Genomic DNA, 14101 nt, shown 5'->3' with positions numbered 1-14101 from the left:
GCGCCTCGGCGTCAACTAGCATTGACGGCGAGCCGCAGTCAATGTAGGTTGACGCCATGGTCGATGAGGAGGTGGTCTCGATGAGCGCGCTCGCCCAGGCAGCCGACGACGACGGCGATCTGTACCGAGGTCTGGATGCGCTGGTCCGACTGCGTCAGGAAGCAGATCGGCGTGAGGCCGTGCTGGTGCGCCGGGCCCGTGCACAGGGGCTCACCTGGGCCGAGATCGCCACGTTGCTGGGCGTCTCGAAGCAGGCGGTGCACAAGAAGTACGGCGGTTCCCGGTTCGAGAAGCGCTCGCGCTGACCGGTCAGGCGGGCGAGTGCTCCGAGGACTCGTCCCAGGTGCGCGGGGTCAGGTCCGGGCGCTGGTGCACGTAGTCGCTGTCCAGCAGTGGCGAGGAGATCATCAAGTCGGCCGAGGCCACGTTGCAGGCCATCGGCACGTTCCACACGGCGCCGATCCGCAAAAGCGCCTTCACGTCCGGATCGTGCGGCTGAGCCTCCAACGGGTCCCAGAAGAACACCAGCATGGTGATCTCCCCCTCCGCGATCTTCGCGCCGATCTGCTGATCCCCGCCGACGGGGCCGGAGAGGAACCGATGTACCGGTAGGCCGAGCTCGTACTCGAGCATCGTGCCGGTGGTGCCGGTGGCGTACAGGACATGCTCGGCGAGCGTGTCCCGGTTGTACTCAGCCCATCGCAGCAGGTCGACCTTCATGCTGTCGTGCGCGACGAGAGCGATGTGGCGCCGGGTATGGGGTGTCCTCATGCTGGCCTCCGAGGCTCGGCAGCATCCGCACCATCGGGCGTGGATGAAGCCATTGTCCGCCGCAGGGCTCGGTGTGTCATCCCTGTCGCTGGCGCCGGGGCATCAGGGTGCCGGGTGCGCCACGGGCGAGCGCAGCGCTCCCGCCAGGGCCTCGTGGACTGCCTGTACCGCGGGACGGCTGCGGGAGACAGGGCGTGCCGAGGTGAACAGCTCCCGATGAGGGCTGCCGGGAAGGTCGATCAGTGCGAGCTCGGCGGTATAGCCCGCCCACACCAGGTCGGGCAGGATCCCGACGGCGTGACCGGCCGAGATCAGCCGGATGTGCACGGTGAGGTCGGTCGCCTCGTAGCGAATGTCCGGCTCGATCCCCGCGGCACGGCACTGCTGGATGCCCCAGTCCCGCACGATCGCGCCCGGCGGTTCCATCACCCAGGGTTCGTCGGCCATCTCGCGCAGGGATTGAGCCGTCGTGGCGGCCGCCGCGCACAGGCGCACCGGGTCTGTCCCCAGCGTGACCCGGTCGAGCCCGGGTCGCAGCTGACGCGTCGAGCCCGGATACTCCTCGGCGATCGTCAGGTCGAACCGGCGCGCTTCCAGCTCGAACAAGCCCTCCTCCGGTGGCACCACGGCCACTTCGACCCGGAGATTCGGGCGGGACACCGCCAGCGCGTCGAGAGCCCGCGGCAGGAGAGCTCGCGCTGCGGTCTCCAGGGACGCCACCCGGACCGTCTCGGGCCCCGGCTCGAACGCTTCCAGAGCACCCCGGGTCGCCTCTTCCGCATCCAACATCCGCGCGGCGTGCTCGGCGACCAACCTTCCCTGGGGAGTCAGTCGCACGCGGCGGCCGTCCGGTTCGAGCAGTTGTTCGCCCACCTCGCGCTCCAGTCGGGCGAGCTGGTGCGAGACCGTCGAGATGCTGAAGTTGAGCGTCTCGGCCACGGCGGTGACCGTCCCTCGCAACTGCAACTCACGCAGCAGACGCAGCCGCCCGGAGTCCCACACCGGAAACCTTTCGATAGATACGAACAGATTTGTTCTGAAACTATCACTTTTCATCACAGGTCATGAGCCCCACACTGGGCGATGCTGCGCTCGACCCGTCCGGCCCCGCCGATCGCGTCAGCGCACCGAACGACGTGTGGAGGAGAGCTGGTGGGCGTGACGACGGAACCGACGGTGGCGATCGACGACGCCCTCGCACAGGACGCCATCGCCCAGGTGCGCCGATGGCTGGAGGCCAGCCAGCATCACCCCGTCGATCCTGCCGCGCAGCGCCTCGCCGCCATCCTGCGTGACGAGAACGGTCTCGCGTTCACCCTCGGCTTCGTCGACAGCGTCATCCGCCCGGAGGACACCGCCGTGGCTGCTCGGGCCCTGCGCGAGCTCGTCCCGCTGACGCCCCGCCTGCTCCCGTGGCACCTGCGCACTGCGATCCGCGCCGGTGGTCTCGCCAGCCGGGTGCTCCCCGGGGTGGTCGTCCCGGCTGCGCGGTCGGTGCTGCGCCGCATGGTGCGCCACCTCATCGTCGATGCCACCGACCAGAAGCTCGGCCGTTCCATCGAGACGCTGCGCGATGCCGACCGCGGTATCCGCCTCAACATCAACCTCCTCGGCGAGGCGATCCTCGGTGACGCCGAAGCCAGCCGTCGGGTGGCCGGCACCGCGCGGCTGCTCGCCCGCGACGATGTCGACTACGTCTCCATCAAGGTCTCCTCCACGGTCGCCCCGCACAGCCCGTGGTCGTTCGACGACGCCGTCGCCCACGCGGTCGACTCCCTCAGCCCGCTGTTCCGGCAGGCCAAGGAGTCGGGCGGGAAGTTCATCAACCTCGACATGGAGGAGTACAAGGACCTCGACCTCACCGAGGCCGTGTTCACCACCCTCCTCAACAACGAGGAGTTTCACGACGTCGAAGCCGGCATCGTCCTGCAGGCCTACCTGCCTGACGCCCTTGGCGTGATGATGCGGCTCCAGGAGTGGGCCGCCGAGCGGGTCGCTCGCGGCGGTGCGCCGATCAAGGTGCGCGTGGTCAAGGGTGCCAACCTGCCGATGGAGCACGTGGACGCGGAGAGCCATGGCTGGCCGCTGGCCACCTGGGGCAGCAAGCAGGAATCGGACTCCTCCTACAAGGCCGTGCTCGACTACGCCCTGCACCCGGAGCGCATCCGAGCCGTGCGCATCGGCCTGGCCGGGCACAACCTCTTCGACATCGCCCTCGCCTGGCTGCTCGCCCAGCGCCGCGGCGTCACCGACGGTGTCGAGTTCGAGATGCTGCTCGGGATGGCCACCGCTCAGGCGGCGGCGGTCCGCGAGGACGTGGGCGCTCTGCTGCTCTACACCCCGGTGGTGCACCCGAGCGAGTTCGACGTCGCCATCGCCTATCTGGTCCGCCGCCTCGAAGAGGGCGCCTCGACCGAGAACTTCATGTCGGCCGTGTTCGACCTGAACACCGCTGCCCTGTTCGACCGGGAGAAGCAGCGCTTCCTCGACTCCATCGCCACGATCCCCACCGAGGTCCCTGAGCCCCACCGCAACCAGGACCGCAGCCGGCCGCAACCACCAGCACGGCTGCAGGGTTTCCAGAACACCCCGGACACCGACCCCGCCATCGCGGCGAACCGGGCGTGGGGGGATCGGATCCGCGCTCAGATGGCCGGCAGCACGCTCGGTCTCGACACCGTCGACGCGTCCCAGATCGACACCCTTGCCCAGCTGCAGGAGGTCATCGACGGTGCCGTCGCCGCCAATGGGGCCTGGCGAGACCTCGGGGCGGACCGCCGCGCCGAGATCCTGCACCGCGCCGGCGAGGTGCTGCAGGCCCGCCGTGCCGACCTGCTCGAGGTGATGGGCGCCGAGTGCGGCAAGGTGCTCGCCCAGGGCGACCCTGAGGTCAGCGAGGCCATCGACTTCGCCCACTACTACGCCGAGCGTGGCCGCGAGCTGGACCACGTGGACGGGGCGAGCTTCACCCCTGACCGGCTGACCGTCGTCACGCCCCCATGGAACTTCCCGGTCGCCATTCCCGCCGGCTCCACGCTGGCGGCGCTCGCGGCCGGATCCTCCGTGATCATCAAACCGGCCCCGCAGGCGCGGCGCTCGGGTGCGGTGATGGTGGAGGCGCTGTGGGAAGCGGGCGTCCCGCGCGAGGTGCTGCGCCACGTCCAGCTCTCCGAAGGTGAGCTCGGCACCCAGCTGATCGGCCACGAGTCGGTCGACCGGGTGATCCTCACCGGTGGGTATGAGACTGCGGAGCGGTTCCGCGAGATCCGCTCCGACCTGCCGTTGCTGGCGGAGACGAGCGGCAAGAATGCTCTCATCGTCACCCCGAGCGCCGACTTCGACCTCGCCGCGCGTGACGTCGCCACCTCGGCTTTCGGCCACGCCGGGCAGAAGTGCTCGGCCGCCTCGCTGGTCATCCTCGTGGGATCGGCGGCCACGTCCGACCGGTTCCGCCGCCAGCTCGTCGATGCGGTCACGTCGATGCCGGTGGGGCAGCCCTGGGACGAGCAGACCCAGATCGGCCCGATCATCGGCCCGGCCGAGGGAAAGCTGCTGGACGCGCTCACCACGCTCGAGCCGGGGCAGAGCTGGCTCGTGGAGCCGGAACAGCTCGACGAGGCCGGCACGCTGTGGCGCCCAGGGATCCGTGACGGCGTCCGGCCGGGGTCGCAGTTCCATCTCACCGAGTACTTCGGCCCGGTCCTGGGCATCATGACGGCGGACACGCTCACCGAGGCCATCGAGCTGGTCAACCGCATCGAGTACGGCCTCACCAGCGGCCTGCACTCCCTCGATGAGGCAGAGATCGCCACCTGGATGGCGAGCGTCGAGGCCGGCAACCTCTACGTCAACCGCGGCATCACCGGTGCGATCGTGCAGCGCCAGCCGTTCGGCGGCTGGAAGAAGGCCTCGGTCGGCGCCGGCACGAAGGCAGGAGGACCGAACTACCTCACCGGGTTCGGCACCTGGACCGACGCTCCGGTGTCCGTCTCCGGGGCAACCGACAGCGACGACACTGTCAGCCGCCGCGCTATACACGCTGCCCACGACCTCCCGGGCGCCGATCGTGACTGGCTCGCGGGCGCTCTCGCCACCGACGAGGCGGCCTGGGCCGGCGAGTTCGGCATCGTGCGCGACGCCACCGGGCTCGACAGTGAGCACAACGCCTTCCGCTACCACCCGGACGAGGTCACTGTGCGCTTCGAGGGTGAACGAGACGTGGCGCTGATCCGCGTGGTGGCAGCTGGGGCACGAGCCGGCGCTGCTCTCACGGTCAGCGTCGCCGGTGCGCTGCCGCGTCGGCTCGCTGACTACGTGGCAACCGTCGCCGACCTGCACATCGAGGACGGCGCAGCGTGGGCCGCGCGAGCCCATCGCCTCGCCGAGACAGGCGGGAGGGTCCGCCTGATCGGCGGTTCCGCCGCCGAGCTGGCTGCCCTCACCCAGGGATCGCCAGCCGTGGCGCTGTACACCCACGAGGTCGTCGCCGCGGGTCGGATCGAGCTCCTGACGTTCCTGAAGGAGCAGGCGGTATCCGTCACCGCTCATCGCTTCGGCACCATCCGTCGCTACGACATTCCGGCGGTGACTGCGCGGAGCGCGTAGTCTCACAACAATCGAGAAAGGACGACGATGTCCGATCAGACGTATTTGTACATCGCACTCACCATCTATTTCGCCGGCATGATTGCCATCGGGGTCTTCGCCGCACGCAACACGAAGGACCACGAGGATTACATGCTCGCCGGGCGCAACCTGCCGCCTTGGGCGGCCGCGCTGAGTGCCGGCGCATCGGACATGTCCGGCTGGCTCGTCATGGGTCTGCCGGGCGCCATCTATGTCTCCGGCCTGATCGACGCCTGGATCGCCGTAGGCCTGACCATTGGCGCGTACCTGAACTGGAAGTTCGTCGCACCGCGACTGCGGGCCTACACGGAGGTCTCGAACAACTCGATCACGATCCCGAGCTTCCTGGAGAACCGCCTGAAGGATTCCTCACGTCTGCTGCGCATCGTCTCCAGCGTGATTATCCTGGTGTTCTTCACCCTCTACATCAATTCCGGCATGGTGGCCGGAGGGGTGTTCTTCGAGAGCTCCTTTGGCTCGAACTACCACCTCGGTCTCGCGCTCGTGGCCGTGGTGACGTTGAGCTACACGCTGTTCGGCGGGTTCCTGGGTGCATCGCTGACTGATGTGGCTCAGGGCCTGATGATGATGACGGCGCTGCTCGTCGTTCCGGCCCTCGCCGTGGTCAGCCTCGGAGGATTCGCCGAGATCGGCCCAGCACTCGCCGAGGCCGGTCCCCAGCACCTGGAGATCTTCGGCGGGGCGGCCGTCACCGGTGGCGTCATCATCGGCGTCATCTCCTCGCTCGCCTGGGGTCTCGGATACTTCGGACAGCCTCACATCATCGTGCGGTTCATGGCCCTGCCCAGCCCGCAGGCGGCGACCTCGGCCCGCCGCATCGGGATGACCTGGATGGGGTTGTCGATGATCGGCGCGGTGATCTGCGGTTTGGTGGGTCTGGCCTACTTCGAGCAGACGGGCACCAGTCTGGACAACCCCGAGACCGTGGTGCTCGTCATGGCTCAGCTCTTGCTGCACCCGATCGTGGCCGGTTTCGTGCTCGCCGCGGTGCTCGCCGCCATCATGAGCACGATCTCCAGTCAGCTCGTCGTGTGCTCCTCCGCCCTCGTGGAAGACCTCTACAAGGTGTTCCGCCGGACAGCGCCCTCGCCCAAGCACCTGACGGTGCTGGGCCGCGCCTGCGTCCTGGCCGTGGCCGTCGTGGCGGCGCTGATGGCGATCGTGCCGAACAACACCATCCTCGGACTTGTCTCGTTCGCCTGGGCCGGGTTCGGATCGGCGTTCGGGCCGATCGTGCTGCTCAGCCTGTTCTGGCGCAACCTCACCCACTGGGGTGCCCTCGCCGGGATGGCCACCGGCGCCGTCATCGTCTTCACCTGGGGCTTCCTGGGCACCGGGATCTACGAGCTCCTGCCCGGCTTCCTCGGCTGCCTGATCGTGGCCATCGTGGTGAGCAACGCGACCTACCTGCGCAACCACAACATCGATCGGGAGTTCGCCGAGACTGACGAGCTGCTCACCGTCAAGGTCGCTGACTGACGATCCCGACCACCCGGCAGTCATAGTGCTGCGACGCCGTCATCGAGCCACGGAACCAGGTGACGGCGAGGGTGGTCGGATCGCCTGGCACCACGATCGGACGCAGGTTGTCCGCGCCTGAGTCCTCGGTGATCGGCGTCCACTCCCAGGTGGCTCCGCCGTCGGACGTGCGCCCGTGGAAGATCTCGTGGTGTGCCAGCTCGGCCCCGTCGCGCGGGTCGATGGGTGCGGACAGGTAGAGCGAGTCCAGGTCGTAGGGGTCGATCGAGGCCAGGCCGGTGTAGTCCTCCTCGTGCGGGAGCAGGTTCGCCCCCGCCTTGGCGAGCGGGAAGACCTGCCAGGCTGCGCCGTCGTGCCGGGCATAGACGAACCGGTGGTCGGAGAAGTTGCTGTTCTCCGGTTCGTCGTTCGCCCGTGCGGTGAGCACCGCCGCGATCTGACCGGACTGGCTGTCTTTCCCCTGGCGAATATCGGTGGTCCAGGCGTGCGTGAGCGGGGAGTCGGTCAGCACGGTGCCCGTGGCCAGCACGGTGGTCAGCTCCACCTGCGACGGCGCCTCCGGATCCAGGACTGAGCTGTCCACGACGGTGCCCTCACTGCGGTGCAGGGATCCACCGCGGATATAGCCGTGGTAGATCGAGTTGTCGTAGTTGCGAGGGTGATGATCGGTGGTGATGAGGTCGATGCGATCGGTCCCGTTGGAGGCGTATCGGGTGTAGCCGTTGACGTAGCCGATCTTCGGGCGAGTGAACAGCTTGCCGCCGTAGCGGAAGGTCTCGCCGTGGTCGTCGGAGATCAGGATGGAGGGGTCGTCGTTGATCGCCCGGACGAAGGCATACAGGCGGTCCTCGTCGGCCAGGTAGTGCAGGTTCGAGTAGGTGGCGCCGCGTCCGCCGGTCAGCTCGGTCCAGTCGAAGGTGTGCTCGGGACCCCACTGTGTGGCGTCGTGCGGACGGGTGGAGATGCGCCAGCGCTGCTGGTCGTCGGTCTTGTGCTTGGTGTACATCGCCAGGTATCGACCGTCCGGGCGGATCCACAGGGCAGGGTCGTTGTGGTCGTCGACCTCGAGCTGCTCGTGCAGCACGACGATCTCGGTGCTGCCGGAGGCAAGATCGGTCACGGCGAGCTCGATGTTGCCCGATCGCTCGTCGCCGCCCGGCCCCTCAGCGGCCGCCACCGAGCCGATCATCAGCGTGTTCGTTGCGGGGTCGATGAGGGCGCGCTCGTCCTGGAACCAGCACCAGGCGCCATTGTCGTTGAAGGTGTGGATGTCGTGGGTGGGCGTCGTCGCAACCATGGTCGTCGATTCTGCCAAAGATCGGAGCGGGTGGATAACGCTTCCCACGGGGTGGTCACCAGCCTCCTCGTTCGCCTTGAGCGAAGGTGACTCAACTTTGGAACAGGGGGGACGCCGTCGGCGTTGAGACAGGCATACCGGGACGCGCCAGCAGGCGCGGAACCGGCTGCCAACCGACCACGATCACTGGAGGAAGCGATGACTCTCATGTTCGACCCCTTCCGCGACTTCGACCGCCGCAGCAACGCCCGCGGGCCGCGCTGGATGCCGATGGACCTGTACCGCTCGGGCGACGAGTTCGTCGTCGACGTGGACCTGCCGGGCGTGGCCCCGGACTCGATCGACCTGGACGTGGACGGCAACGTCCTCACCGTGCAGGCCGAGCGCGTCGTGGCCCAGCCCGAGGGTGGTCGATGGCTGGCGCAGGAGCGTCCGTCCGGTTCCTATCGCCGTCAGCTCACCCTCGGCGACGGCCTGAGTACTGACGAGATCAGCGCCAGCTACGCCCATGGCGTGCTGACCCTGCGGATCCCGGTGGCCGAGCGGGCCAAGCCGCGCAAGATCGCCGTGCAGGCGGCGGAGGAAACGCCGCAGGTGGAGTCGGGTCAGACCGACGCGGCCTGACGCACGACGACGCCCGGGTGAGGAGTTCCTTGCCCGGGCGTCGTGCTGTGCTCGGTCAGTGGATCGCGGTGACCTGGTAGCCGGCCGCGTCGACGGCATCGCGCAGGGACTGCTCGTTCACGGGTGCGTCCGAGATGACAGTGACCGGAGACGCCTCACCCTCGTGCAGCTCGACGCTGACGTCCTTGACCCCCTCGACCGCGCGTACCTGTTCGGTGACCTGCGCGACGCAGTGACCGCACGTCATCCCGGTGACCTCGATCGTGGTGGTCAGTGTGTCCATGAGAATCTCTCCGTCCGGTCAGGAGCGCACGAGGCGCGCGATCGCGGCGCTGGCCTCGGCCACCTTCTCCGCTCCCTCTTCGGGGGAGCGGCGGGCAGCATCGACCACGCAGTGCGCGAGGTGGTCCTCCATCAGGCCCACGCCAACGGCCTGCAGCGCTTTGGTGACGGCGGAGATCTGGGTGAGTACGTCGATGCAGTACGTGTCGTTCTCCACCATCCGTGCGATCCCGCGGACCTGGCCCTCGACTCGACGGAGCCGCTTCAGGTAGGCATCCTTCTCCGGGACGTACCCGTGCGGCGCCTCGCCGACTTCGATCACCTGTTCCGTCATGACCTGCTCCTTCGGTGCCGCCGCGGCCCGGCGCGCTCGTCGTGTTCCTCAGTCCTATAGTACCCCCGGAGGGTATAGATCGGTAGATGTTCCGGAACGGCCTGTGCAGGATCTGTGCAGGTGTGACAACGGAACGATCACGATCGGTGAGGCAACGATATCGATACGGACACAGCGCGGGGTTGGGCCGATCGGCTCCCATAGCGTTGCTGTCATGACTTCCCCCGGATTCCGTGCGCGCGCTGCTCGGCTACGTCGTCGCGTGGCCGCGTTGGCAGTTGCGAGCCTGGCGCTCACCGGGGCCGTGGTGCTGGTCCCGGAGCCGGCGCAGGCCTGCGCCTGTGGCGCTGCTCTGGCATCCGACGAGCATGACCTGGCCGTGAACCGTGAGGTTGCGGTGGTCGCGTGGGACGGCAGCACCGAGGAGATCCTGCTCCAGCTGGACATGCTGACCGAGGCCGACGACGCGGCTCTCCTGATTCCCACCCCCGCCCCGGCCGACGTGCAGCTCGCCGACCCCGCGGTGTTCGACAGTCTCGAGGAGATGATCGAGCCCCGTACTGAGGTCCGGTACTCGTGGTGGCCCGAGAGCAGCGGCGGTGCCGGCAGCGCAACGGACGGGGCCACCGGATCCGGCCCGGTGGAGGTGATGTCCACCGTCAATCTCGGCCCGCTCGAGGTGAGTGTGCTCTCGGCCAGCGACGCTGACGGCCTCGCCGACTGGCTCGACGAGCACGACTATGTGATGGGGGACGCGGTGGCGGAGGCCCTGCTGCCGTACGTGGCCGAGGGCTGGCACTACGTGGCCGTCCGGTTGACGTCGGAGGCTGAGAGTCTCTCCGGCGCCATCGAACCGCTGCACCTGACGTTCGACTCCTCCACGATGCTGTACCCGATGCGCATCTCGGCGGCGGCCACCGCCGACCAGTTCGTGCGCACCTATGTGATCGCCGAGCAGCAGGTGCAGCGCACCGACCCGAGCTGGGACTCCATCACCGGGGAACTGAGTTTTGCCGGCCCGCTCGACCCGGGTGAGGTCTCCGATCCCACCCTCGCGGCGCTCGCCGGCGACGGTGCCTATCTCACCGTCTTCGACCAGTGGTTCTACAACCCGGGTAGTGAGATCGTCTCTGACTTCACCTTTGGTCCTGCTGCCGGTGCCGCGGACTACCAGCCGGTGCGCTACGAGACCCGGATGCGGGAGATCCTCGGGCTGCCGGCCGGGCCGGTGCTCGTGGCGATCGGGGGGATTGCCGCCTTCGGCGCGCTCGCCCTCGCCTCGGCGATTACTCGACGGCGGCGGGAGGGTGCTGAGAAGCCTGCCCCCGCGAGGTTGAGAACGTCGCACCGTAGAGAATCGACGGGCCTGAGCGCACTGCTGCCAGATGGGGCAGTGCGTGCGTCAGACCCGTCGATACTGCCGGGCTTCAGCCCGGATCGAGACCGAACAGGTCGATCGCGTTCGCCGACATCACCAGGCGTTCCTCGTCGGCGCTCAGCCGTGCCGCCCGCATCGCGCCGAAGGCGAGGGCCGGGTCGATCAGGGTGGCGTCGGTGCCGAACAGCATTCGCCGCGGGTCGATCCGGTCCAGGACCCACCGCACGCGTCCGGCGTCGGGCCGCGAGTAGCACGGTTCGAGCCAGAGCCGGTCGGTGCGTGCAACAGCCTCCGGGGCCAACCGCCAGGCCGGACCGCCCATGTGCCCGGCGATCGCTCGTGCCCCCGGCACGGAGGCAACCGTGTCGGCGAGGTCGAGGATCTCGGTTCCCCAGGTGTGCACCAGGGCGGGTAGGCCGGCGTCGGCGCACAGGCGCAGGGCGTCGGCCATCGCCGGTGACCCTGCCGGAGTGGCCGAGTAGTGGGTGTGGATCTTGGCGCCGACGAACAGTTCGCGCAGATCGTCGAGCTGCCGCTCGGCGGCGCCGAGATCGCGCGGGTCGATCACGAACAGCCCCCGCAGCCGTGGTTCGTCACTGATGGCCTGGGCCAGAGCCGCGTTCCCGGCCACTGGATCGTAGGTGACCGCCTCGACCGAGGAGACCAGCTGGACGTCGATACCGTAGGTGTCCATCACCCGCAGGTTCTCCGCCGCGGTGCCCTCGCACGGGAAGAAGAACCACGGTCCGAGATGGCCGTGCACGTCCACGATCACGACGACCTCCCGGCCAGCCGGCGCAGGTTCCCGCCTACGACCAACTCACGCTCCTCGGGTGTGAGCGGACTGGCCTCGAGCTGGTCCAGGACCGCGTACTCCTCGAACCAGCCCGCCCGGGTCCCCAGCAGCAGCCGCTCCGGCCCGGCATGCTCGAGGAGCAACTCCCAGGCTCCCGGACTGCCGAGCAGCCGCGTGCTCAGGTGAAACCCCGGTTCGTCCCGGGCCAGCAAGATGAACTCCCCGAGGTCGTAGAAGTGCTGGTCCAGGAACACCACCGAGGCACCGAGGCCCAGCATGGCCGCACCGACATCGACGGTGGAGCCCTCCACCAGCAGCGTCATCCCCAGCTCCGTGGCACGTCGCACGAGAATCCGCAGCCGCGGCGCCGTCCCAGCAATCTGCTGCCTGCCCGGCGCGAGCCGCAACAGACGCACCCCCTGATCGGCGGCCCGATCCATCTCCTGCTCGGCCCCCAGCGGGTCACGCAGATCGATCCCGTACACCGGCCACCAGCCATACCGCTGGGCGGCAACCGCCGCCTCGTCGTTACCGGTGCGCACGTCGAACTGCAACGCACGCAGTGAGGCGACCGCTCCGCCGTCAATGGGCGCCTGGGTGAGACGGTCGGCCAGCTGGTCCGGCGACTGCCGCATGCCCGAGATGATTTCCCGCCCGATCAACAGATCACAATCGGCGATCACCGCGCCACCTCCTGGTGCACCCGAGTGATCGCGGTGGCGATGTCGCCGATATCGGCATCCGAGAAGTTCTCGTTCCACGGGATGACGACCAGCCGGCGCTCGATGAGTTCCTCGGCGGCCGGGCACAACCCGTCGGCGTAGTCGCCGACCCCGCGCGTGGGGAAGCCACTGCCGCCGTAGGCCGCCGAGTCGCGCACCGCCGGCTCGGCATACAACGGGCGCGCGAGATAGCCCGCCAGGCTGGGCACGCCCTCAGCAGTCAGGGCTGCGGCATACCGCCGCAAGCCCGCGGCGTCGAGGCCCTCCAGCAGCAGCGGGAGGTACCAGTAGACGTGGTCGCCGGTATCGGTGGGCAGGGCCGGGCCGGGGGAGCCGGCGAGCAGTTCCGCCAGGTGCGCCGCGCCCTCCCGACGGCGGTGCACCACCTCCGGGAGCTTGCGCAGCTGGGCGCGGGCTACTGCGGCCACCAACTCGGTCATCCGGTAGTTCAGTGCGAAGGAGAGGTAGGTGCGTTCACCGGTGTCGCGTGGCCAGCCCTTGTCGGCGAACAGACGCATCGCCCGGGCGAGTGCCGGGTCGTCGGTGGTGACCAGTCCGCCGTCACCGGCCGTGATGTGTTTGTACTGCTGCAGGCTGAAGCAGCCGATATGACCAACACTGCCCACGAGCTGGTCGCCTACCGGTGCCAGGTAGGCCTGGGCGCAGTCCTCGATCAGCAGCACCCCCGCGTCGTCGGCGATCCGGCGCAGCTCGTGCACGGGTGCCGGCTTGCCGAACAGGTGCACCGCGATGATCGCCCGGGTGCGTGGGGTGATCGCGCGTTGCACCGCCGCCGGGTCCAGGCAGCCGGTGGCCGGGTCCACGTCCGCGAACACGGGCACGGCATTCTGGGCGATCACCGGGAAAACGGTGCCCATGTCCGAGATCGGCGGGACGATGATCTCCTCGCCGGGGGCGGGATCCACCGCTGCGACGGCCAGGTGCAGGGCTGCCGTGCCGCTGCTGCACGCCACCGCGTGCTCGGTGCCGATCAGTTCGGCGAACTCCCGGGTGAGCGCGGCCACTTCGGTGCCCCAGACGCCGGAGAGCATGCCGCTGCGCAGCACCCGCAGCACCGCCTGCTCTTCCTCGGCGCCGATGGTTCGCCCGGCGGCCGTCATGGGTGACGGGAGGGGGTCGGCTCGCACTGGAGTGCCGCCGTCGATCGCCAGCATCAGGGCCTTTCTGTTCCGTCCGTGTACTCACGATAATACGGGCCGGGCCGAAATTGTCGAACGTCGGTCGTTCCCGCCGGACGAGCACGGACCGCTGTCAGTGCGGGAGTCTCGTCATCGCACCGGAGCCAGGACCACGACCTCCGTGGGTGTGCGGCGGCCCGCAGCAAGCTGGACGATCCCCGGCTCCAGTGCGACCCATGCGCCCCAGAGCCGCTGGTGCTCATCGCCCTCGGCGCGGTGGGCGAGGACGGCGTGGGTCGATCCCTCGGGCAGAGTGACCGTGGCTTGTGGCCGGGCCCGCAGGTTCAGCCACCAGCCTGGGTGACCCTCGCCCCAGCCGTTCATGGCCAGCGTGTGCCAGCGGTCGCCGTCGGGCAGGTAGCCGAGGATCACGGTGCGCTCCTGACCGGACCGGCGCCCGAGCGTGGTCAGGGAGAGAGCGCCCCACGCGTTGCGCTGCCCCGGTTCCCACAGACCGCGGCCCGGCCCGCGGCGGGCAATCGCACGGTGCACCTTCCACGCGGTGGTCACGATCGGGCGTGGTGGGACGAACGGTGTCCTGGGCATCTGTTGCTCCGGCGGGTAGGTGGTCC

General features: G+C 68.8%; 13 protein-coding genes and 1 pseudogene. 5 read left to right on the top strand and 9 right to left on the bottom strand.

Annotated features, from left to right (window positions below; all coding sequences use genetic code 11):
- The first annotated feature begins 56 nt into the window (after positions 1 to 56).
- Positions 57 to 305, top strand: a complete 249-nt coding sequence (locus BLU77_RS13010; protein ID WP_089773553.1) for a helix-turn-helix domain-containing protein — start codon at positions 57 to 59, stop codon at positions 303 to 305.
- 4 nt (positions 306 to 309) lie between these two features.
- Here BLU77_RS13010 and BLU77_RS13005 read toward each other — a convergent pair whose 3' ends face one another.
- Together BLU77_RS13005 and BLU77_RS13000 are read right to left on the bottom strand one after the other, a co-directional pair.
- Complete coding sequence (locus BLU77_RS13005) at positions 310 to 771, bottom strand: methylglyoxal synthase (protein WP_089773552.1); 462 nt, start codon at positions 769 to 771, stop codon at positions 310 to 312.
- A gap of 102 nt (positions 772 to 873) precedes the next feature.
- A complete protein-coding gene (locus BLU77_RS13000; protein ID WP_089773551.1) occupies positions 874 to 1773 on the bottom strand; it encodes a LysR family transcriptional regulator in 900 nt (299 codons plus the stop codon).
- An 81-nt stretch (positions 1774 to 1854) separates the two neighbouring features.
- Here BLU77_RS13000 and BLU77_RS12995 point away from each other — a divergent pair, with 81 nt between their 5' ends.
- Together BLU77_RS12995 and putP are read left to right on the top strand one after the other, a co-directional pair.
- Positions 1855 to 5376, top strand: coding sequence for a bifunctional proline dehydrogenase/L-glutamate gamma-semialdehyde dehydrogenase (locus BLU77_RS12995; protein ID WP_089773550.1), 3522 nt, complete (start codon positions 1855 to 1857; stop codon positions 5374 to 5376).
- A gap of 27 nt (positions 5377 to 5403) precedes the next feature.
- Entirely contained in the window at positions 5404 to 6897 is a 1494-nt protein-coding gene (putP, locus tag BLU77_RS12990) for a sodium/proline symporter PutP (RefSeq protein WP_089773549.1), read from the top strand.
- On the opposite strand, the gene BLU77_RS12985 is transcribed toward putP, so the two are convergent.
- Entirely contained in the window at positions 6881 to 8194 is a 1314-nt protein-coding gene (locus tag BLU77_RS12985) for a BNR-4 repeat-containing protein (protein ID WP_089773548.1), read from the bottom strand. The genes putP and BLU77_RS12985 overlap by 17 nt on opposite strands.
- Positions 8195 to 8392: 198 nt before the next feature.
- Here BLU77_RS12985 and BLU77_RS12980 point away from each other — a divergent pair, with 198 nt between their 5' ends.
- Entirely contained in the window at positions 8393 to 8818 is a 426-nt protein-coding gene (locus BLU77_RS12980) for an Hsp20/alpha crystallin family protein (protein WP_089773547.1), read from the top strand.
- Positions 8819 to 8873: 55 nt separating this feature from the next.
- Here the strand turns inward: BLU77_RS12980 and BLU77_RS12975 are convergent, their stop codons facing one another.
- The gene (locus BLU77_RS12975) at positions 8874 to 9101 is read right to left on the bottom strand and encodes a heavy-metal-associated domain-containing protein (RefSeq protein ID WP_089773546.1); all 228 of its coding nucleotides are present in this window, start codon (positions 9099 to 9101) and stop codon (positions 8874 to 8876) included.
- Positions 9102 to 9119: 18 nt separating this feature from the next.
- Positions 9120 to 9434 carry a metal-sensitive transcriptional regulator gene (locus tag BLU77_RS12970; RefSeq protein ID WP_089773545.1) on the bottom strand — a complete coding sequence of 105 codons (315 nt, stop codon included), beginning with the start codon at positions 9432 to 9434 and terminating at the stop codon, positions 9120 to 9122.
- On the opposite strand from BLU77_RS12970, the pseudogene BLU77_RS23235 reads away from it, so the two are divergent.
- Positions 9433 to 10518 (top strand): annotated as a pseudogene (locus BLU77_RS23235) (DUF2330 domain-containing protein); the annotation flags it as partial. The gene BLU77_RS12970 and the pseudogene BLU77_RS23235 overlap by 2 nt on opposite strands.
- A gap of 343 nt (positions 10519 to 10861) precedes the next feature.
- Here the strand turns inward: BLU77_RS23235 and BLU77_RS12960 are convergent.
- The 4 genes from BLU77_RS12960 to BLU77_RS12945 all read right to left on the bottom strand — a co-directional run bounded on the left by BLU77_RS12960 (position 10862) and on the right by BLU77_RS12945 (position 14075).
- The gene (locus BLU77_RS12960; RefSeq protein WP_217632450.1) at positions 10862 to 11587 is read right to left on the bottom strand and encodes an amidohydrolase family protein; all 726 of its coding nucleotides are present in this window, start codon (positions 11585 to 11587) and stop codon (positions 10862 to 10864) included.
- Positions 11584 to 12243, bottom strand: a complete 660-nt coding sequence (locus BLU77_RS12955) for an amidohydrolase family protein (RefSeq protein ID WP_139177763.1) — start codon at positions 12241 to 12243, stop codon at positions 11584 to 11586. Before BLU77_RS12955 ends, BLU77_RS12960 begins: the two co-directional genes overlap by 4 nt.
- A 44-nt stretch (positions 12244 to 12287) precedes the next feature.
- Positions 12288 to 13505: a DegT/DnrJ/EryC1/StrS family aminotransferase gene (locus BLU77_RS12950; RefSeq protein WP_089773543.1), complete on the bottom strand. Its 1218-nt coding sequence runs from the start codon at positions 13503 to 13505 to the stop codon at positions 12288 to 12290.
- A 114-nt stretch (positions 13506 to 13619) separates the two neighbouring features.
- Positions 13620 to 14075 carry a nitroreductase/quinone reductase family protein gene (locus BLU77_RS12945; RefSeq protein ID WP_089773542.1) on the bottom strand — a complete coding sequence of 152 codons (456 nt, stop codon included), beginning with the start codon at positions 14073 to 14075 and terminating at the stop codon, positions 13620 to 13622.
- Positions 14076 to 14101: the final 26 nt, after the last annotated feature.

Source organism: Ruania alba (genome assembly GCF_900105765.1).
In the GTDB taxonomy this organism is placed as follows: domain Bacteria; phylum Actinomycetota; class Actinomycetes; order Actinomycetales; family Beutenbergiaceae; genus Ruania; species Ruania alba.
Note: the sequence above shows the minus strand (reverse complement) of the source record. Positions and strands in the feature narration are given on the sequence as shown.

What these genes read in the sequence shown, in the direction of transcription:
- BLU77_RS12945 (WP_089773542.1), bottom strand. Translation starts at nt 14,075, where the DNA reads ATGCCCAGGACACCGTTCGTCCCACCACGCCCGATCGTGACCACCGCG.
- BLU77_RS12980 (WP_089773547.1), top strand. Translation starts at nt 8,393, where the DNA reads ATGACTCTCATGTTCGACCCCTTCCGCGACTTCGACCGCCGCAGCAAC.
- BLU77_RS12955 (WP_139177763.1), bottom strand. Translation starts at nt 12,243, where the DNA reads ATGCGGCAGTCGCCGGACCAGCTGGCCGACCGTCTCACCCAGGCGCCC.
- putP (WP_089773549.1), top strand. Translation starts at nt 5,404, where the DNA reads ATGTCCGATCAGACGTATTTGTACATCGCACTCACCATCTATTTCGCC.
- BLU77_RS12970 (WP_089773545.1), bottom strand. Translation starts at nt 9,434, where the DNA reads ATGACGGAACAGGTGATCGAAGTCGGCGAGGCGCCGCACGGGTACGTC.
- BLU77_RS13005 (WP_089773552.1), bottom strand. Translation starts at nt 771, where the DNA reads ATGAGGACACCCCATACCCGGCGCCACATCGCTCTCGTCGCGCACGAC.
- BLU77_RS13010 (WP_089773553.1), top strand. Translation starts at nt 57, where the DNA reads ATGGTCGATGAGGAGGTGGTCTCGATGAGCGCGCTCGCCCAGGCAGCC.
- BLU77_RS12995 (WP_089773550.1), top strand. Translation starts at nt 1,855, where the DNA reads ATGCTGCGCTCGACCCGTCCGGCCCCGCCGATCGCGTCAGCGCACCGA.
- BLU77_RS12975 (WP_089773546.1), bottom strand. Translation starts at nt 9,101, where the DNA reads ATGGACACACTGACCACCACGATCGAGGTCACCGGGATGACGTGCGGT.
- BLU77_RS12950 (WP_089773543.1), bottom strand. Translation starts at nt 13,505, where the DNA reads ATGCTGGCGATCGACGGCGGCACTCCAGTGCGAGCCGACCCCCTCCCG.
- BLU77_RS12985 (WP_089773548.1), bottom strand. Translation starts at nt 8,194, where the DNA reads ATGGTTGCGACGACGCCCACCCACGACATCCACACCTTCAACGACAAT.